Origin of the sequence: Paenibacillus sp. FSL E2-0190, from assembly GCF_037992965.1 — a bacterium.
Lineage (GTDB): Bacteria > Bacillota > Bacilli > Paenibacillales > Paenibacillaceae > Paenibacillus_AQ > Paenibacillus_AQ odorifer.
Window position 1 is genome coordinate 3,275,464 of the sequence record NZ_CP150306.1, and the last position, 19,976, is coordinate 3,295,439.

Sequence of the window (19,976 nt, forward strand, 5' to 3'; positions counted from 1 at the left end):
ACTAGGATGTGGGGTTATTCATCTGTTGTTGAAGTTCGTTCCTGAGCTAATGAATTATTTGTTATACTGTGTATAGTTATCGTTATTATCATTTCATTAAAAAAGGAGCATTTATTTGAATCTAGCAACTCCTGTAACACCTATTCAACTTATGCAAGTACTTCTAAACGTTTCTGTGATTCGGCCTGTTTTTATCTGGGGGGCGCCTGGTATTGGGAAATCTTCGCTAGTAGAAGCTTTTGCTGATCAGGTGGGTCTTCCTTGTGTGTCTCTATTAGGTTCTCAATTAGCACCTGAAGACATCATTGGAGTCCCGCAAATCGTTAACGGTAAGAGCCAATTCTGTCCTCCAAAAATGATTGCTCGGGATGAACCTTATTGTTTGTTCCTGGACGAGCTTAATGCCTGTTCTCAAGAAGTGCAAAAAGCTTTTTATAGTCTCATCCACGAACGCCGCATAGGCGATTATCACCTACCTGAGGGCTCTATAGTAATAGGAGCTGGTAACCGTGCACAAGATAGTGCAATTGTTAAACCTATGTCCTCCGCGCTTATCAATCGGATGTTCCATATACAGTTAAATGTATCGTTTCAAAATTGGATCTCTTGGGCATATGAGCATAACATTCATCCTATGGTTATTGAATATCTGGAATTGCGTCCCGATCATTTGTGGAGTGCACCTCCAAAGACTGAAGAGCCTTTCTCCACGCCACGCTCTTGGCATATGCTTAGTGATGCACTACATGAGTTTGGCGATGATATAAATGCGGATACCGTGGGGATTTTAGCGAATGGTTCACTGACACCTGCTCACGCCACACAATTCAGGGCTTTTTATAAAAATCTAACTGGAAAATATGAACTTAATCAAATTATAGATGGTAAATCCTCATTTCCAACGGCTCCAGAAGATCGGGATCTCCTGTATTTCCTGGCGCAATCCTTGCGTGCCCAGATTATCAAAGAACTCCCTCCGATTAAAGATAACGTACGAGATGGACATCGCCAATTTGCACACACTGTTAAAAAGCTGATTAAAGACTTGTCCGTCATTAGCTTCGAAATTGCACAGCTAGTAGTTGCTAAGCAGGAGCAAAGTGATAATATTCCAGATTGGTTAATGGTTGAAATTGTACGTGATTTACCACGTCTTGCAATAAAAGAGCGGGGGTAAATATGGCTAAAAAAACAACTCCAGATAATCCCGCTTTGAAAAATTTTAATGAAGCATGTTCGTTAATCGCGGATCATCCTATTTTTGCGCCGTTATCTGTTCGAGCTTCGATTATTCATAATGAAAATAGTCCCTATCCTGAAGACGGCTGGGCAATTGTCACTAATAACGGTTATATTTACACTCATCCTAAAAGGCGTGGCGAGGTTGCTGAATGGATGTACGTTTTGGCACATTGTTTTCTTCATTTAGGTCTTGGACATTTAAAGATTAAAGAGAATCAAGTGGCGTGGAACGTTGCATGTGATGTGTACATAGCAAAGTTTTTAAATGACTTGAAGCTTGGGAAAGTACCCGCAGATATGGAGTCGCGAATTGATCTTACAATTAAAGATGAACAACAGCTTTACGAGCAGTTTATGATAAAAGGAATTCCGGACACCTCCAGATATTTTGGGACTGCGGGTGTTTCAAAACTGGATATGAATGTTAGAGAAACCACCAAAAGATACTGGGGAAAAGCACCGGATTGGGAAGCCTATTTTGCTTATGGGTTATCTAATGCTGTGACGAATGCAGTAAGTGTTGCTGGAGGCCATGCTAATACTATTAGTGACCCTGCACTTTCATTAACCGCTCCACAACGTGCAAAACGATGGTTTATGGACAGATATCCTTTATTAGGTGCGCTTGCCGCCGGCTTTGAGATTATAGAAGATTCAGCGATATGTCGGCGATTTGATATTTCCATAGCTGCCATTGACGTTATTGAGCGCAAAATATTTATGAACCCTGCAGCCGGACTAAACGATGAGGAGTGTATTTTCGTGATGGCGCATGAGCTTCTGCACGCGGGGCTTCAGCATCACGAGCGATGTCTTGGCCGGGATCATTATCTTTGGAATGTGGCTTGTGACTACGTAATAAATCTATGGCTAGTAGAAATGAGTGTAGGGGAGTATCCGCGAATTGGACTCTTATTAGATCCTGAGCTTAAAGGTTTATCTGCTGAAACGATTTATGATCGTATGGTCGGAGATATCCGCACTTATAAGAAACTGGCGACCTTGAGAGGGAATGGACTTGGTGACATTTTAGATAACGGTTCATCAAGTTTTTGGGATGCGAGAGAAGGACAGACGTTAGATGATTTCTGTAAAAATGCTATGCAACAAGGACTGATGTATCATGAAGAGCAAAGCCGCGGTCTTTTGCCATCAGGCCTAGTTGAAGAGATTAGAGCGCTAGGCCAGCCACCTATTAAATGGGATGTAGAGCTTGCTCGGTGGTTTGATCATTATTTTTCACCGCTTGAGAAGACCAGATCTTATTCACGAATTAGCAGACGTCAATCTTCTACACCTGATATCCCTCGACCACAGTGGGTTCATAGCGGTGCTGCAGATGATGGCCGTACTTTTGGAGTTATTTTAGATACCTCAGGCTCAATGGATAAAAAGCTTCTGGCCAAAGCATTAGGAGCCATTTCAAGTTATGCGCAGGCTCGTGATGTTCCTTTTGCACGGATTATCTTTTGTGATGCTTGTCCTTATGATGCAGGTTACATGCCCCCGGAGGCTATCGCGGATCGGGTACAAGTGAAGGGAAGAGGGGGAACGATCTTACAACCAGCTATTGATTTGATTCAACAAGCTGAGGATTTTCCGAAAAAAGGACCACTTCTAATTATTACAGATGGTTATTGTGACAAGCTGACCATTAAAAGAGACCATGCTTATATCTTGCCCAAGGGAAATGACTTGCCTTTCTCACCCAAAGGACCTGTATTCAGAATTAATTAGGGCTTAGAATAAATTTAGAGCGAGGTAACAATGGATATGAATCCCCCCAAACATATTCTTTCAGCAGCTACAGTTGTATTCAATGATCAAGAAGAAATCTTATTAATAAAAGGGTCCACGTAGAGGATGGGAGATGCCAGGCGGACAGGTTGAAGAGGAGGAGTCCCTTATCGAAGCAGCAATCAGGGAAGCCAAAGAAGAATCGGGCATTGATATAGAGATTAATAAGTTCTGCGGAGTTTTTCAAAATGTTGATCGATCTATTTGTACTAACCTATTTCTAGGGAAAGCCATCGGCGGCGAACCTGCTACTAGTTCCGAGAGCTTAGAAGTTGGGTTTTTCCCGATAGAACAAGCATTGGAAATGGTCACATGGAAAAACCTCAGACTGCGGCTGGAGTATTGTCTAAATGATAAGGTGCAGCCTTTTTACGTAGAGTTACGGGGTACAGAAGTTGAAAAAATCATATTTAAATTAGAAAACCAGCAAACTTTTTAGAGGTCCTCCTGCGTCCTAGCTAATGAGTGTCATCGGAAGGCACTTATAAATAGAGATGGAGGATGACGAGATATGAACAAAAGAACAAAAAATCTATTTAAAATGAGTGCAGTTGGATGTGTAGCCATTATGGGAGTGAGTGCAGCTTCTTTACCGGTTCATGCTATGGTTTCCACACAAGTAACAGCTAATGCTTCTGCGGCTTTACCGTCCAAGACACCAGCCCTTGCTGGCATTAAAGTACAAGAAAAAGTACTTAACACAACAAGTAAATACCTGATTGCAGATTTAAAAGTACCACAGCTAACAGGAATGCTGGATACTCATTATCAAGATGAACTGAACGATATTATCCTCTCTCATGCTGAAAAGGATCTGGCACAGTGGGAGAAAGACGCCGCAGAAATGGGCAAAAAAGCACAAGCTGATCAAATGGAATTTCATCCTTATACTCTTTACATTACTTATGATCTGAAATCAGATGGAACAGGTTCTCCAGCAGGCGTTATCTCCTTGACTGTTACTACTGAAGGTTCTGAAGGTGGAACAAGCATGCCGCGGATCGATACTTATAATGTGAAAAATATAGCTGAGGCAGAACCTGTTGCACTAACGGATCTACTGGGCGCTAACTACAAAGAGAAGCTCGATGCAGACATTCTGGCAGAGATTAAAAAGGATTCAGATAAGTATTTCTTAGAAGAGTACACAGGAACTTCAACTGAGCAGTCGTTCTATATCGATAAAGGTGACTTAGTAATCGTATTCCCTAAATACAGCATTGCACCAGGTTATGTAGGTTCACCAGAGTTTCGGTTCAGCTTAAATCATAGTTCAACGGATACAACTAAGCTAGATTTGAAAAAAGTAGCTACTTTCACGAATAAGAAAGGCGTGCTCATGGTATCGCTTCGTGATGTGGCCAGTCAACTAAACTATGAATTGAAATGGAATCAGTCTACCAAAACCGCTGAGTTGATGAAAGGAGCGCAGTGGACAAGTGTTACGCTTAACAAAGATTCATACTTCTTCGCAAAAATGACTCCTAAAGCTTTAGGTGCCGCACCTGTTCTGCAAGATAACAAAACCTATGTACCTGTTCAATTCGTATCAGAAATTCTACAGGTTGAAGTTCAGAAATAACCATTTAGAAGTTTGTAAAAGTAGTTAGAATTATTAAAAACATCCAGCAGGGTAATTCTTGCGCGGGTGTTTTTTACTTTTGATAACAGATTAGCCAGTTTAAAGAACTTTTTGAGCTGCTCCTGCGTCCTGCCTATGAACAACAAATTAAGGGTAAGGACTGAAACAGAATGAATGACAACAAGCGTTATATGCCTGGTATTGATGGACTAAGAGCTTTTTCCGTACTCGCTGTCATAGCCTATCATTTGAATTTGAAATGGGCTGGGGGTGGACTGCTGGGAGTGGGAATCTTTTTTGTGATCTCGGGTTATCTCATCACAGACCAAATCATTAACCAATGGGAGCGTCATCGAAGATTGGACCTTCTGGACTTTTGGATACGTAGAGCACGGAGGTTGCTGCCGGCGACGATAGTCATGCTGATCGTTGTCACCATATGGCTCTTAATCATAGATCCCACGAGATTAAATGGGCTGACAGGAGATTTCATGTCATCACTATTTTACGTTAATAACTGGTGGTTAATATTTCATGATGTTTCGTACTTTGAAAGCTTTGGACCTCCTTCACCGATCGGACATTTATGGTCACTTTCTATTGAAGAACAGTTTTATATTCTATGGCCGCTGCTGCTCGTATTAGGACTAAAGATCATACCTCGTCGAAGTAAACTTATCGCCTGGATTCTGGCTTGTGCTGCTGTATCAGCTTTAGCCATGGCTATGTTCTATGTACCGGGCACAGATCCAAGCAGGGTCTATTATGGAACAGATACTCGCATATTTGCACTTCTAATTGGAGCGGCGCTTGCCGTTGCATGGCCTAGTCAGAAACTTAAAAATACAGTCACAGAAAGATCTCGTTATATGTTTGATATCATTGGTGCTCTGGGACTGCTGGTATTAATGGTGTTAGTTTACCGGGTTAACGAGTTTGATGAATCACTATATCGGGGTGGATTTTTGATCATCTCTATCATTACTGCAGTAGTGATTGCTGTGCTTGCTCATCCTGCCAGTTCTCTTGGACGGAAAATGGGTTGGAAACCTATGCGATGGATAGGTGTACGTTCATATAGCTTATATCTTTGGCATTATCCCGTAATTATTCTTACCAGCCCTAATGGGAATCCAGATGAGAGCGGCGTGCTTCGAATTATCCTTCAGTTAGCAGGAAGTTTTCTACTGGCAGCCTTATCATACAAATATGTGGAGGAGCCGCTCCGGCGTGGATCATTAAGAAACATTTGGAACAATTGGAGTGCAAAACAACGCCGCAGCTACCGCCCAGTCTTTCTTATGACCATGATCTTTTTGGTTCTTATTCCGATTGCCTGCAATGGATATTTATCCAATGCTGAATCTGACACACCTACAATCGAAGTTGCAGATAAGCAGAATGTACAGCAAGAGAGAACAGCGCAAGATCCAATAGATCACAATTTATTGGCACCACCCGTAGAAAAAGATACGACTGATGTTGAGAAGCAAAAACCTGACACTGAAGAGCAACAATTTGAACCAGAAGGAAACATAGCGGTAACCGAGAAAAATCAAACCGGAAAGAATATTACGGCCATTGGCGATTCTGTCATTTTGGATGCAGCACCATTTTTGGTAGAAAGTCTCCCTGGTATTGTCATCGATGGAAAGGTCGGCAGACAGATGATGCAGGCACAGGAGGTAATTGATCAGCTTAGAGCACAAGGACGGTTAGGGAAGCGGATGATCATAGAGCTGGGGACGAATGGAGCTTTTAACACCAAGCAATTACGTAAACTACTAAACTCGTTAAGCGATGCGGAGCAGATTATTTTGGTCAATACACGTGTGCCGAGAAAGTGGGAGCAGACTGTGAATTCCACCCTTTCAAAAGTTTCCAGTGAATTCAGGAATACGACCATAGTAGACTGGTACTCAGCTAGTGAAGGAAAAGACGACTACTTCTACAAAGATGGTGTTCATTTGAAACGTGAGGGTGCCAAGTATTATGCATCAATTCTAATTAAAGCTTTGGAAAAAGAAAATAAATAATTTATTTGGAATCTCCAAACTTTTTTATACTCACCAAACGTCTTACTCCTGTTACAACACCAGATCACAAACAGAGAAGGATAATCGACCATGTTGAATAGGAAAACCGAGAAAATATTGACGCGATGTATCAAAGAAAACAAAGAAAATGTATACCGGCTTGCTTACAGTTATGTGAAAAACAAAGAGGATGCCCTCGACATTGTGCAGGATTCTATTTATAAAGCGATGACACGAATGGATTTGCTAAAGGATCACGATGCCGTGAAAAGCTGGTTTTACAGGATTGTCGTGAATACTTCCTTAGACTTTTTGCGCAGAAACAAGAAGGTTCAGACGATGGAGCCAGAGATAATAGAAACCTATAGTCCGGCTGTTGAGGATAGCTATACAGATATGGATTTGAAAAGAACACTGGAAGAGCTGCCGGCGAAATACCGAAGTGTGATTGTGCTTAGATATTTTGAGGATATGAAGATTAATGAAGTGGCTGAAGTTCTTAACGAGAACACCAATACAATAAAGACAAGGCTGTATCAGGCCCTTCAGTTATTGCGGGTGAAGCTGAATGATGAAGCCTTAAAGGAGATAAAGTAAGATGGACGAAAGAATACAAGAATTACATAAAGAGTATACCGATATTCCCATTCCGGAAGAACTTGATTTGATTGTAAACCGCTCTATAAAGCAGTCACTTAAAGCCAATAGAAAAAAACACACGACAACTAAGTGGGTGGCTAGTGTTGGTGCGGCCGCAGTTATTTTTCTAGTAGCCATAAACACTAGTACAACCGTAGCTAGTGCATTATCTTCCATTCCAGGCGTTGATCGGATAATAAAAGTACTAACTATTAAAGAATACGTTGTAGAAGAAGAGAACTACGATGCTAATATCAAGGTTCCAGCCGTTACCGATATGGAAAACAAAGAACTGGAGCTTGGATTGAACAGCAAATATTTAAGTGAGAATAAAGCACTATACGAAAAGTTCCAAGCGGAGATCGAAGCGTTGAAGGAACAAGGTGGGGGCCATTTGGGGCTGGATGTAGGTTATGAAGTGAAAACGGATAATGAGCGCATTTTCTCCATTGGCAGATATGTTGAGGAAACCGCTGGTTCATCTTCAATGGAAGTTACTTTTGATACGATAGACAAAGTGAACCAGATCCTTATTACATTGCCAATGCTATTTAAAGATGATCAATACATTGAACGCATCAGTGAAAATATTAAAGAACAGATGATTGCTCAAATGAAAGCAGACTCTGAGAAAGTTTACTGGATCCCTGAGTATGGCGATGATGTGCCAACGGATCAGTTTACCTCCATTACGAAGGATCAGAGCTTTTATATCAACACCGAAGGTAAGCTTGTGATTGTGTTTAACAAATACGATGTCGCACCTGGTTATATGGGCTCCGTTGAATTTGTGATACCAACCGCGGTGCTTGCTGATGATTTGGTCAGTCAGAAGTATATTCAATAAAAGAATTCTGGGAATAACGTGATCTGAGTCCGAAACTCTGCACAAAAGGTGATAAAAGTGGAAATAAGATCATCTGGGTCCGAAGGTTTAGCCAAAACTCTTCGTCAAAGCCTCAAACATCGTTTGATGTCATTATTTTACGGGGGACGCAGCAGCTAACGGACTCAGCTGACCCTAAACGCAGCATTATCGCACTTTTGCAATTCTATCGGACCGCATAGTCGCTATTGGCACGAAAAACACGCCCCAAGCACACTTTTCTAACGAATAGCTGCACTGGGGTCCGAACCTCTGTACAAAAGGTGCTAAATGTGTAAATAAGGCCATCTGGGTCCGAAAGTTTAGCCAAAACTCTTCGTCAAAGCCTCAAACATCGTTTGCTCTCATTATTTGACGCGAACGCTGTTGCTAACGGACTCAGCTGACCCTAAACGCAGCATTATCGCACTTTTGCAATTCTAACGGACCGCATCGTCGCTATTGGCACGAAAAACACGCCCCAAGCCACTTTTCTAACGAATAGCTGCACTGGAGTCCGAAACTCTGTACAAGAGGTGCTAAATGTGGAAATAAGGCTATCTGGGGTCCGATACTCTGCGCAAAAGGTGATAAAAGTGGAATTAACGTGATCTGAGTCCGAAAGTTTAGCCGTAAATAAATCGTTCTACTGCCGCAACAGTAGCATTAATATCCGGGTTAGAATTGTCGATCAACGCAATATTTTCAGCCGGGAGCGGCCATTCTACCGTACGGTTGCCAAGAGAAGTGCGGAATTCATTCCAATGCTGGAACTTCCATTCATCTAGTGGTGATTGTCTGTCTTGAATTCGTTCCCGGTACAATTCCTCGTTGGCTAACCCTACCAAGACAACCTTGACCTCAACATCATGAAGGGAACGCCCGATCCGAGCTAACTCATGGCTGATCCAGTCAGGATTGGCCGCCTCTTTGGTAAAGGGACCAACCACAAAAGCATCTACGTCCAAGCCAATATTATCCATTGCAGCATCCATAGTGATTCGATAACCTAAATCGCGGCATAACCTTTTGTACTCTGCTGAGTCTCTATCTGCCGGATCCAGTCCGTGTAAAGTCATTATCGCGTCAGCAGCAGGCCGTAGTAGAATATCCATATCGAAAAAAGGTATTTTGCGCCGCGAAGCAATCGCTTTAGCTAACGTTGTTTTGCCTGCTCCAGCTGGACCAAGAAAAAATACAAGTTTATTCATTTCTAATTCTCCTTAGTTCTCAAGTCAACTCCAATGTGTATCTATGCATACTATCATATAAAAGATGACGAGCAATCGCCAGCGTAATCCCATTCTCGGCAAATGACGGTCCACAAAACTAAAATTGCTCGCGGATTAGCCCATAAAATGATAATTTTTTGCTTCTCCATTGAGTTTTTAGCTAATCCTGCTTATAATATAGCGAGAAAAATAAGAAAAAGGTGTCCATAAATGAGCATATTAAATGTTGAAGGATTAAGTCATGGCTTTGGAGATCGTGCGATCTTTAAGGATGTTTCATTCCGTCTCCTAAAAGGCGAGCATATCGGATTATTCGGCGCTAACGGCGAAGGAAAATCCACTTTTATGAATATTGTTACAGGCAAACTGCAACCTGATGAAGGTAAAGTCGAATGGTCCAAGCGGGTGCGTGTTGGCTACCTCGATCAGCATGCAGTGTTAACCAAAGGAATGACGATTCAAGATGTACTCAGAAGTGCTTTCCAGTACCTGTTCGATCTTGAGCAAGAGATGAACGATATGTATGGCAGAATGGGTGACGTTTCACCTGAAGAGCTGGAAAAGCTGCTTGAAGAAGTAGGTACCATCCAAGATACACTTACAAATCAAGACTTTTACATGATCGATGCGAAAGTACAAGAAACCGCGCGTGGACTAGGGATTACTGACATTGGATTGGATCGCGATGTAGCCGATCTTAGTGGTGGTCAACGCACCAAAATCTTGCTTGCTAAGCTATTGCTTGAAAAACCAGATATTTTGCTCCTCGATGAGCCTACGAACTATCTGGATGAGCAGCATATTGAATGGCTGAGACGTTACCTTCAAGAGTACGATAATGCTTTTATTCTGATCTCACATGATATACCATTCTTGAATAGTGTTATCAACCTGATCTACCATATGGAAAATCAAAAGCTGACCCGTTATGTGGGTGATTATGAGCAATTCCAACAAGTCTACGAAATGAGAAAACAACAGCTTGAATCTGCTTATAATCGCCAAAAGCAAGAAATAGCAGAGCTGAAGGATTTCGTAGCTCGTAACAAAGCCAGCGTGGCTACCCGTAACATGGCGATGTCCAGACAGAAGAAGCTCGACAAGATGGAGATCATCGAGATTGCCAAGGAGAAACCGAAACCACAGTTTAACTTTAAAGAAGGTAAAACTGCCGGCAAGATGATTTTCGAAGCAAAAGAATTGGTTATCGGCTACGACTCTCCATTGTCCAGACCGCTTAATTTATTGATGGAGCGTGGACAGAAGATCGCGTTGGTTGGGGCAAACGGAATTGGTAAAACAACATTGCTGCGCAGTATTTTAGGTGAAATCTCTGCATTGTCTGGTTCAGTAGAACGTGGATATCATCAGGAGATTGGCTATTTTGAGCAAGAGATGAAAGAAGGCAATTACAAGACTTGTATTGAGGAAATCTGGGATACATTCCCGTCTCTGTCACAATTCGAAGTACGTGCTGCTCTAGCTAAATGTGGATTAACCACGAAGCATATTGAGAGTAAGATTGCTGTACTAAGTGGTGGGGAAAAAGCTAAAGTGCGTCTATGTAAGCTCATTAATAGCGAAACTAATATTCTCGTATTAGATGAGCCGACGAACCACTTGGATATCGATGCCAAAGATGAACTGAAACGCGCTCTAAAAGCATACAAAGGAAGCATTCTTATGATTTCTCACGAACCCGATTTTTATCAGGACATCGTAACCGATATCTGGAATTGCGAAGATTGGACAACGAAAGTATTCTAATAAGTAAGTCTTTGATGAACAAGCCTATGAGTGATAACGAATCTGTTACGCTTCATAGGCTTTTTTTAGCGGAATAGAATGGGATCTTAACAGAGACAGGGAGGGTCTATGTGCTAGAGAATAAAATGCATCAGCTTAACAGCTGTGTTCAGCGGATTTTTGAAGAATCCGAAGCAAAGATAGTCAATTTTACATGTGAAGATTTAAATTATAAAACACCTAACTTTACAACAGCGGGTATCTTTCGTCTAAGCGGTTTTGCATCTATTAATCATAAGCAGCTTCCATGGTCAATCATATTAAAGATAATCAAGCCAGATAGTGCGGAGAAAGATAATCTTAAGCATCACAATTACTGGCGACGAGAAGCTCTAGTCTTTGAATCCAAGATTCTCGACGAGCTTCCTAGCTCAATCAAGGCACCTAAGTGTTATCTTGTTGAGGAACAAGCAGATGGTACCGTATGGTTATGGATGGAACGAATAGATGGGGAATATGCTTACACAAAGGAACAGTTTGATTACATCGCTGAACAGTTAGGTCGTTTCAATGGAACTTATCTGACAGGAAAGAAAATTCCTGATGAGAAGTGGATTTGCAGAAACTGGCTTAAATCATGGACTACCTCGAGTAAAATCTACGCCCCTAATCCAGCAAAATATATAAATCAATTACACAATGATAATGAACGTAGTATCTGGACATGGTTCCAAGACTTCACAGACCAGATTGACAGAAGCTTGCGTTCTTTGAATAGCTTGCCGCGAGTGCTTGCACACCAAGACCTCAGTCAAATGAATATGCTGCTAACTCAAAGTGATACGGACGGCGGACGGCTAATATTAATTGACTGGCAATTTATGAGTATATCGGGGATAGGTGAAGACCTTGGCAAAATGTTTGGCGTAAATATGAGCTTAGGAGTTTTTCCTAATCATCGCTACGAGGAATATAAAGAGTCTTTATTCCAAAACTATATCGAGGGATTAAAAGATTCAGGATGGCAGGGGGACGAGTCCCTTGCAAGATATGGTTATTGTTTAGGCACTGCTTTACGTTGTATCTGGGAAGTGCCTCAATACTTTTCATTGGCCGCACAGTTAAAAACGGATCCAACTAACCTAAAGCTTCAAGATCGAGTTTCCCAATTGGAGCAAATTATTAATATTCAACGGAATATGGCGACAGAATGTATCAAGATGAATACATGGGCGCAATTTAGTTAAAATGTAGTTAAAATCTATCCTCTACAACTGGATACAAAGAGAAAAGGAGCTCCCCACGGGAACTCCTTTTTATTAAACCTCAATGATGATTGGAAGAATCATTGGCCGCCGTTTCGTTTTTTCGTATAGGAACTTACTTAATGATTCTTTGATGGTCTGCTTGATGATATTCCATTGGCCGAGATCCGTTTCGTTCATTTTTTTAAGGGTCGATGTTACATGCTGGTTGATCTCGTCCATTAAATTATCGGAGTTACGGACATAAACGAATCCCCTGGAAATAGTGTCTGGCTCGTTTAATAGACGTCCATCGGTTTGGCTCAGTGTAATCACTGTAATCAGAATGCCGTCTGCTGACAGCTGGCGACGATCGCGAAGCACAACATTTCCAATATCTCCGATCCCAAGGCCATCCACTAGAATTTGCCCAGCAGTCACTCGACCGGATTGGCGGACAACACCAGACGATGACTCAACGATGTCTCCATTTTTTAGAATAAAGATATTTTCCGGTTTGACGCCTACCGCCTCCGCTAACAAGCTGTGATGATGCAGCATACGGTATTCACCATGAATCGGAATAAAGTATTCAGGTTTCATTAGAGTCAGCATTAGTTTAAGCTCCTCTTGGCTGCCATGCCCGGAGACGTGAAGCTCACTGCGTGAACCATAGATAACTTTAGCGCCCAGCATATATAAATTATCGACAATCCTTGAAACATTCCGTTCATTCCCCGGGATGGGATTGGCTGCGAGCAGCACCGTGTCCCCAGCCTGGATCTCCATCAATCGATGGCTTGAGTTCGCTAAGCGGGATAGTGCGGCCATGGGCTCTCCTTGACTGCCTGTACATAAAACAGTTACCTGTGCCGGAGTGAGCTTAGCAGCTTCTGCAGGTTCGATCAGCATATCGTCCGGAATGTTCAAATAACCGAGTTCTTGGGCCACTCTGACTACATTTACCATACTTCTGCCGAGTAAGGTCAATTTACGTTCAGTTAAGTGAGAAGCATCAATGATCTGCTGTAGACGATGTACATTTGAGGCGAAGGTAGAAATAAAAATTCTACGGTCTGCTTTTAAAAAGGCTTCTTCTATGTGAGCGCCAACAAGCTTTTCAGAAGGGGTGAAGCCAGGACGCTCAGCATTAGTGCTTTCTGACAGCAAGATCTTTACACCGTTTTTCCCAATATCGGCCATTTTATGTATATCTGGATACTGCTTGTTGACAGGCGTCATGTCAAATTTGAAGTCTCCCGTATGAACTACGATACCTTCAGGTGTATCGAATACTACGCCAAGGCAATCTGGAATACTATGATTTGTATTAAAAAATGTTGTAGTAATGGCTCCCAGGGTTAACGTAGATTCTGAATTAATACAATGGAGTTTCGTTTGTCGTAAAATTCCATGTTCCCTAAGTTTATTTTCGATTAATCCTAAGGTTAAACGGGAAGCATATATTGGGATATTCAACTGTTTAAGCAGGTAAGGAATCCCGCCGATATGATCCTCATGTCCGTGAGTCACCACCAACGCTTGTACCTTATCAATATTATTTAATAAATACGAAACATCAGGAATAATTAGGTCAATCCCTAAGAGACTTTCATCTGGGAATTTAGAGCCGCAATCAATGACAACAATATCATCTGCGTATTGCAGGATATACATATTTTTACCAATTTCATGAACCCCACCTAATGCTGCAATCGAGAGTTGCTTAGCTGCCATTTTCATTGAAGCCCCTCCTAAATAAATTTCTCTATATTATGTTTGAATCCCATTATAATTATCCATTCTGAAGCTTGATACAATATAATAACTGAAGAAAGCTAATCGAAAGATAGGAGAACGTTACTCATGAATATCCGACTATTACAAATGAAAGATAATAGCTCCATTGAAAAGGTCATTAGGGACTGCCTAATTGAGTTTGGCGGGAATCGCTCGGGTCTAGCCTGGGAGGATGACAGCCTGCATCATTTATCAGATTATTATAATCATAGTGAGAATCGGGCTTATTGGGTTGTCGAAGAGGGAGGGGAAGTATTAGGGGGGTGTGGCATTGCTCCTTTCGGGAATGATGACAAGATATGTGAGTTGCAAAAAATGTATTTATCTCAGTCGATTAGAGGTAACGGGATAGCCAACGAACTTTTAAACACAGCGCTGGACTTTGCCAAGCTTCAATACAACCAATGTTATTTGGAGACACTTCAAAACATGCACGCAGCTAACCGTTTCTATATGAAAAATGGATTTGAGCTTTTGGATGAACCGCTTGATGGGTCAGAGCATTTTGCTTGTGATGCTTGGTATATTAAAAAATTAATGTAATTGCTTTAAAATGTTGGAGGCCTGGATTACCAGGCTTTTTTTGATATAAGGTAATGATTTTTTATTTGACAATAAAACCGTCCAGACGGTATAGTAAATAACAGAGGTGATTATCGTGAACAGTAATTCAAAACGAAGTAGTATTTTATTAGCAGCTTCTATAGTAGTTAAAAATAATGGGGTGGAGAAGCTTACGCTTGAAGCCGTTGCCAAAGAAGCGGGGGTCAGTAAAGGTGGACTGCTGCACCATTTTCCGAATAAGGAAGCTTTAATAAAAAGTATGGTGGAAGAGTTAACAAGTGATTTTTTCAGTAATGTTCAAGAAAGAGTAGCGAATGCATCTAGAGAAACGGGGAAGTGGGGACGAGCGTTTGTTCAGGCGATTGACGACGATCTTAAGGAAGAGCAAGAGATTAGCACAGCGCTTACGGCTGCTCTTTTTACGAATCCGGATATCCTTAAGAAATTTCAAGATCAATACTCAGTATGGCAAAACAATATAGAGAACGATGGAATAGATCCTGTACGTTCCACAATTGTCAGGCTGGCAGCGGACGGTTTGTGGTATTCAGAAATGTTCGGATTAGGAGCTTTAGATAAGGATTTACGAGATAAAGTAATTCAAGAATTAATAAACATGACGGAGTAAGGAGGGGCTATTGTTGAATTCATATGTGTTACTGGCAACAGCGATTATCTGCGAGGTATTTGGTAGCTCCATGCTTAAGGTTTCTAACGGGTTTAAAAAGATTTTACCTTCAATAGGAGTCTTACTCGGCATGGGTTCAGCCTTTTATTGTCTTTCTTTAGCGCTTTCAACGATTCCACTAGGGACGGCTTATGCTATTTGGTCGGGGGTAGGTACGGCTTTAACTGCGTTAATTGGAGTCATCATTTATAAAGAAAACTTCAATCTGAAGAAATTACTCGGCCTGATTCTTATCATTGGTGGAGTAGTCATTATGAAACTTTCTGGTGGATCTCATTAGAGCTTGGAGGAAATGTTATGAACAAGAATAAGGGTTTTTGGGTACTGGGGGTAGCTATTATAAGCGAAGTAATAGGTACAACTATGCTGAAAATGTCAGAAGGGTTCACACAAATATTGCCTACTATAGGTGTTATTATTGGTTTTATTATCGCATTTTATAGTTTGTCCATAAGTCTCAGAGTTTTACCTTTAAGCCTAGCTTATGCGATTTGGGCAGGTGTAGGTACAGTTCTAACCGCCATCGTTGGTATCGTAATATGGGGGGATCCATTTAGTATGCTTACACTTGCAGGCATAGTATTAATAGTTGGAGGTGTGGTTTTATTAAACTCTCCAGATTCAGCTAATGAAAAAGAACTTAAAACCACAAGTTAATCTTCATAAAAAACTAGGGCCTGAGAAATCAGGCCTTTATTTGATGGACGTGATGTTAATAGATTCCATATTTAGGGTAGTTTCGCGATATTGGTATCACATATCTTTTCCGTAGAATTACATCTTATAGCTTGATCCGCTTCTTCTCTATAATGAGAGTGTCTCACATTGAAAGGAGGATCGGTTGTTATTTAATGTGCTCTGAGATGAATTTGATTGTAAACGCTATCATTTGAGCACTCCGATAAGGCGACACGTTAGTGAGTATCTACATTAAGAGGAGGATTATAATGCGCAACAAGTATGTCGTTTGGTCGCTTGTAGTAACCCTGTTGATTTCAAGTTTATACCTGGCAGCGGGTCCGTTCACATTTGTTAGTGCCTCTGGTGGCGCGAATTTGACGCTGGGCAAAACTGTGACGGCTAGTGGTCAATCACAAACGTATAGTCCAAACAATGTGAAAGACAGCAATCAAGAGACGTATTGGGAAAGCAGCAATAATGCATTTCCGCAATGGATCCAAGTAGATCTCGGTACAGAGACAAGTATTGACCAAATCGTATTGAAGCTGCCAACGGGCTGGGAGACGCGTACGCAAACACTCGCCGTTCAAGGCAGCACAAATGGATCTACATTCACTGACATTGTTGGTTCAGCTGATTATGTGTTCAATCCTTCAGCAGGAGGGAACACCGTTAAGATTGATTTTTCAGCAACCAGCACTCGTTATGTACGCCTGAATGTAACAGGCAATACGGCTTGGCCGGCAGCGCAAGTATCTGAGTTCGAAATTTATGGAGCTAGTACACCAACACCGACGCCAACAGCCACACCAACGCCAACAGTTACACCAACGCCAACAGCCACACCGACGCCAACAGCCACACCGACGCCTACAGCCACACCAACGCCAACAGTCACACCAACGCCAACAGTCACACCAACGCCAACAGCCACACCAACGCCAACGGCCACACCTGTTGCGGGCAGTAATATCGCGGTTGGCAAATCGATTACCGCATCCTCTAATACGCAATCATTTGTGGCAGCAAATGCTAATGACAACAACACCAACACATACTGGGAAGGTGGCAGTAATCCTAGTTCATTGATACTTGACCTGGGGTCAAACTACAACGTTTCCTCCATCGTTCTAAAGTTAAATCCAGCCGCTGCATGGGGAGCACGTACCCAAACGATTCAAGTGCTCGGTCACAATCAGAACACAACGACATTTGGGAATCTGGTGTCAGCACAATCGTATTCGTTTAATCCAGCTTCAGGAAATACAGTAACCATTCCTGTTACCGCAACTGTCAAACGTCTACAGCTTAATATTACTGCCAACTCGGGTGCTCCAGCTGGACAGATCGCCGAATTTGAAGTATACGGTACTCCAGCTCCGAATCCGGATTTGGTGATTACTGGCATGTCCTGGTCACCAACGAATCCGGTTGAGTCTAATGCGATTACGCTGAACGCAATCGTAAAGAATATCGGCAATGCCAGCTCTCCAGCTACTACTGTTAATTTCTATTTAAATAATGAGCTTGTAGGCTCAGCTCCGGTAGGTGTACTAGCAACTGGAGCATCGACAACAGCATCGATGACACTTACCGCAGGAGTTAAGCCTGCCGCAACGTATTCAGTTAGTGCCAAAGTTGATGAAGACAACCTAGTTATCGAACAAAATGAAGCGAATAACAGCTACACGAACCCAGCGTCACTTATTATCGCTCCAGTGTCCAGCTCTGACTTAGTGGGAACTGTTACATGGACACCAAGTAATCCTGTTGCTAATAACAATGTAGCGTTTAATGTAAATCTTAAGAATCAAGGAACCATTGCCTCTGCAAGTGGTTCACATGGTATAAGCGTTGTTCTTAAAAACTCTGCGGGGTCCACTATTCAAACCTATAATGGATCTTATAACGGTGCCTTAGCAGCGGGGGCAATAGTTAATGTTGCGATTCCAGGGACTTGGACAGCGATTAATGGTAACTACACAGTCACCACTACTGTTGAAGTGGATGCTAATGAGATAGCTGCCAAGCAAGCGAATAATGTAAGTGTTTCTAATCTCGTTGTCTATGCTGCGCGTGGTGCAAGCATGCCGTATAGCCGATATGATACCGAGGATGCTACACTCGGGGGTGGCGCGACATTGAAATCGGCGCCAACCTTTGATCAAGCATTAATCGCCTCTGAGGCTTCTGGTCAGCGTTATATAGCTCTTCCTTCGAATGGTTCGAACTTAGAGTGGACGGTCAGACAGGGTCAAGGCGGCGCAGGTGTAACTATGAGATTTACAATGCCTGACTCTGCAGATGGGATGGGATTGAATGGTTCACTGGATGTGTATGTGAATGGAGCGAAAGTAAAAACAGTTTCCTTAACCTCATACTACAGCTGGCAGTATTTCTCAGGTGATATGCCTGGCGATACACCTAGTGCTGGACGTCCACTATTCCGTTTTGATGAAGTTCACTGGAAGATGGATACACCCCTCCAACCTGGGGATAAGATTCGAATCCAGAAGAACAATGGAGATAGCTTGGAATATGGTGTGGATTTCCTTGAAATTGAATCTGTTCCAACAGCAATTGCCCGCCCAGCTAACTCCGTATCTGTAACAGATTACGGTGCTGTGGCAAACGACGGACAAGATGATCTGGCAGCTTTTAAAGCTACTGTAAATGCAGCCGTGGCAAGCGGAAAGTCTATTTATATTCCAGCAGGTACCTTTAATCTTAGCAGTATGTGGGAGATTGGTTCTGCTAGTAATATGATCAATAACCTCACTATTACTGGTGCTGGTCTCTGGCATACCAATATTCAGTTCACCAATCCTAATGCTGCGGGCGGTGGTATTTCACTCCGTATTTCAGGTAAGCTAGATTTCAGTAATGTATATATGAATTCTAATTTGCGCTCACGTTATGGACAAAATGCAATTTACAAAGGTTTTATGGATAACTTTGGAACCAACTCTATTATCCATGATGTCTGGGTAGAGCATTTTGAATGCGGAATGTGGGTAGGCGACTACGCTCATACACCTGCTATTTATGCTACCGGGCTGGTAGTTGAAAACAGTCGGATTCGGAACAATCTTGCAGACGGCATCAACTTCTCGCAAGGAACTAGCAATTCAATTGTACGCAATAGCAGTGTGCGAAATAATGGTGACGATGGTCTTGCAGTATGGACCAGTAACACAAATGGTGCACCTGCTGGTGTGAATAATACCTTCTCGTATAACACCATTGAGAATAACTGGCGTGCGGCAGCGATTGCTTTCTTTGGAGGAAGTGGTCATAAGGCTGATCATAACTATATCATTGATACAGTTGGTGGTTCCGGCATACGTATGAATACCGTTTTTCCAGGTTATCATTTCCAGAATAATACGGGTGTAGTTTTCTCAGACACAACCATTATTAACAGTGGCACGAGTAAAGATCTTTATGGGGGTGAACGTGGCGCAATTGATCTTGAAGCATCAAATGATGCTATCAAGAACGTTACATTTAATAACATAGACATCATTAATACCCAGCGTGATGCGATTCAATTTGGATATGGTGGTGGATTCGAGAACATCGTGTTCAACAACATCAATATTAACGGTACAGGACTTGATGGAATAACAACTTCACGGTTCTCAGGTCCACATAAAGGTGCAGCTATTTACACCTATACAGGCAATGGTGCTGCAACCTTTAATAACCTGACAACCTCCAACATTGCTTATCCGAATCTGAATTATATTCAGAGCGGTTTTAATCTAACGATTCACTAATTTTATGTACGAGGTTGAGGGAGAAGCTCTTAGGAGCTTTTCCCTTTTTAGCTTGAAACGAGCTGGATATCTCTAAATTGC

General features: G+C 42.0%; 15 protein-coding genes and 1 pseudogene. 14 read left to right on the plus strand and 2 right to left on the minus strand.

Annotation, left to right across the window (positions count from 1 at the left end; translation table 11 throughout):
• Positions 1-115: 115 nt before the first annotated feature.
• From NST25_RS14365 to NST25_RS14395, 7 genes and pseudogenes are all read left to right on the plus strand, one after another.
• Positions 116-1,177 (plus strand): MoxR family ATPase, encoded by a 1,062-nt coding sequence (locus tag NST25_RS14365; protein WP_076190418.1) that lies wholly within the window; start codon positions 116-118, stop codon positions 1,175-1,177.
• A 2-nt stretch (positions 1,178-1,179) separates the two neighbouring features.
• Entirely contained in the window at positions 1,180-2,979 is a 1,800-nt protein-coding gene (locus NST25_RS14370; protein WP_339190987.1) for a peptidase, read from the plus strand.
• 36 nt (positions 2,980-3,015) lie between these two features.
• Positions 3,016-3,478, plus strand: a pseudogene (locus NST25_RS14375) (NUDIX hydrolase).
• A gap of 72 nt (positions 3,479-3,550) precedes the next feature.
• Positions 3,551-4,621 carry a stalk domain-containing protein gene (locus NST25_RS14380; RefSeq protein WP_339190989.1) on the plus strand — a complete coding sequence of 357 codons (1,071 nt, stop codon included), beginning with the start codon at positions 3,551-3,553 and terminating at the stop codon, positions 4,619-4,621.
• 170 nt (positions 4,622-4,791) lie between these two features.
• Positions 4,792-6,657, plus strand: a complete 1,866-nt coding sequence (locus NST25_RS14385; protein WP_339190992.1) for an acyltransferase family protein — start codon at positions 4,792-4,794, stop codon at positions 6,655-6,657.
• Positions 6,658-6,747: 90 nt separating this feature from the next.
• Complete coding sequence (locus NST25_RS14390) at positions 6,748-7,254, plus strand: sigma-70 family RNA polymerase sigma factor (protein WP_076125785.1); 507 nt, start codon at positions 6,748-6,750, stop codon at positions 7,252-7,254.
• Between the two features lies 1 nt (position 7,255).
• Positions 7,256-8,143 carry an RsiV family protein gene (locus NST25_RS14395; RefSeq protein ID WP_076134938.1) on the plus strand — a complete coding sequence of 296 codons (888 nt, stop codon included), beginning with the start codon at positions 7,256-7,258 and terminating at the stop codon, positions 8,141-8,143.
• Between the two features lie 644 nt (positions 8,144-8,787).
• Here the strand turns inward: NST25_RS14395 and NST25_RS14400 are convergent.
• Entirely contained in the window at positions 8,788-9,372 is a 585-nt protein-coding gene (locus tag NST25_RS14400; RefSeq protein ID WP_340394273.1) for an AAA family ATPase, read from the minus strand.
• Between the two features lie 231 nt (positions 9,373-9,603).
• Here NST25_RS14400 and NST25_RS14405 point away from each other — a divergent pair, with 231 nt between their 5' ends.
• Positions 9,604-11,160, plus strand: a complete 1,557-nt coding sequence (locus NST25_RS14405; protein ID WP_340394274.1) for an ABC-F family ATP-binding cassette domain-containing protein — start codon at positions 9,604-9,606, stop codon at positions 11,158-11,160.
• Between the two features lie 110 nt (positions 11,161-11,270).
• Positions 11,271-12,386: a phosphotransferase gene (locus NST25_RS14410; protein ID WP_340394275.1), complete on the plus strand. Its 1,116-nt coding sequence runs from the start codon at positions 11,271-11,273 to the stop codon at positions 12,384-12,386.
• Between the two features lie 72 nt (positions 12,387-12,458).
• Here NST25_RS14410 and NST25_RS14415 read toward each other — a convergent pair whose 3' ends face one another.
• Positions 12,459-14,120 (minus strand): ribonuclease J, encoded by a 1,662-nt coding sequence (locus NST25_RS14415; RefSeq protein WP_076302129.1) that lies wholly within the window; start codon positions 14,118-14,120, stop codon positions 12,459-12,461.
• Positions 14,121-14,249: 129 nt separating this feature from the next.
• On the opposite strand from NST25_RS14415, the gene NST25_RS14420 reads away from it, so the two are divergent.
• The 5 genes from NST25_RS14420 to NST25_RS14440 all read left to right on the plus strand — a co-directional run bounded on the left by NST25_RS14420 (position 14,250) and on the right by NST25_RS14440 (position 19,895).
• Positions 14,250-14,726 (plus strand): GNAT family N-acetyltransferase, encoded by a 477-nt coding sequence (locus tag NST25_RS14420; RefSeq protein ID WP_340394276.1) that lies wholly within the window; start codon positions 14,250-14,252, stop codon positions 14,724-14,726.
• A 115-nt stretch (positions 14,727-14,841) separates the two neighbouring features.
• On the plus strand, positions 14,842-15,375 hold the full coding sequence (locus tag NST25_RS14425) for a TetR/AcrR family transcriptional regulator (RefSeq protein ID WP_139329874.1): 534 nt from the start codon (positions 14,842-14,844) through the stop codon (positions 15,373-15,375).
• Positions 15,376-15,388: 13 nt separating this feature from the next.
• A complete protein-coding gene (locus NST25_RS14430; RefSeq protein WP_340394278.1) occupies positions 15,389-15,715 on the plus strand; it encodes a multidrug efflux SMR transporter in 327 nt (108 codons plus the stop codon).
• 17 nt (positions 15,716-15,732) lie between these two features.
• Positions 15,733-16,092 carry a multidrug efflux SMR transporter gene (locus NST25_RS14435; protein WP_076217536.1) on the plus strand — a complete coding sequence of 120 codons (360 nt, stop codon included), beginning with the start codon at positions 15,733-15,735 and terminating at the stop codon, positions 16,090-16,092.
• 290 nt (positions 16,093-16,382) lie between these two features.
• Positions 16,383-19,895 carry a discoidin domain-containing protein gene (locus NST25_RS14440; RefSeq protein WP_340394280.1) on the plus strand — a complete coding sequence of 1,171 codons (3,513 nt, stop codon included), beginning with the start codon at positions 16,383-16,385 and terminating at the stop codon, positions 19,893-19,895.
• Positions 19,896-19,976 lie beyond the last annotated feature (81 nt).

Bases quoted from the DNA above. Each gene is read 5' to 3' on its own strand.
- NST25_RS14370 (WP_339190987.1), top strand. From the start codon at position 1,180: ATGGCTAAAAAAACAACTCCAGATAATCCCGCTTTGAAAAATTTTAAT.
- NST25_RS14380 (WP_339190989.1), top strand. From the start codon at position 3,551: ATGAACAAAAGAACAAAAAATCTATTTAAAATGAGTGCAGTTGGATGT.
- NST25_RS14385 (WP_339190992.1), top strand. From the start codon at position 4,792: ATGAATGACAACAAGCGTTATATGCCTGGTATTGATGGACTAAGAGCT.
- NST25_RS14390 (WP_076125785.1), top strand. From the start codon at position 6,748: ATGTTGAATAGGAAAACCGAGAAAATATTGACGCGATGTATCAAAGAA.
- NST25_RS14395 (WP_076134938.1), top strand. From the start codon at position 7,256: ATGGACGAAAGAATACAAGAATTACATAAAGAGTATACCGATATTCCC.
- NST25_RS14400 (WP_340394273.1), bottom strand. From the start codon at position 9,372: ATGAATAAACTTGTATTTTTTCTTGGTCCAGCTGGAGCAGGCAAAACA.
- NST25_RS14405 (WP_340394274.1), top strand. From the start codon at position 9,604: ATGAGCATATTAAATGTTGAAGGATTAAGTCATGGCTTTGGAGATCGT.
- NST25_RS14415 (WP_076302129.1), bottom strand. From the start codon at position 14,120: ATGGCAGCTAAGCAACTCTCGATTGCAGCATTAGGTGGGGTTCATGAA.
- NST25_RS14420 (WP_340394276.1), top strand. From the start codon at position 14,250: ATGAATATCCGACTATTACAAATGAAAGATAATAGCTCCATTGAAAAG.
- NST25_RS14435 (WP_076217536.1), top strand. From the start codon at position 15,733: ATGAACAAGAATAAGGGTTTTTGGGTACTGGGGGTAGCTATTATAAGC.
- NST25_RS14440 (WP_340394280.1), top strand. From the start codon at position 16,383: ATGCGCAACAAGTATGTCGTTTGGTCGCTTGTAGTAACCCTGTTGATT.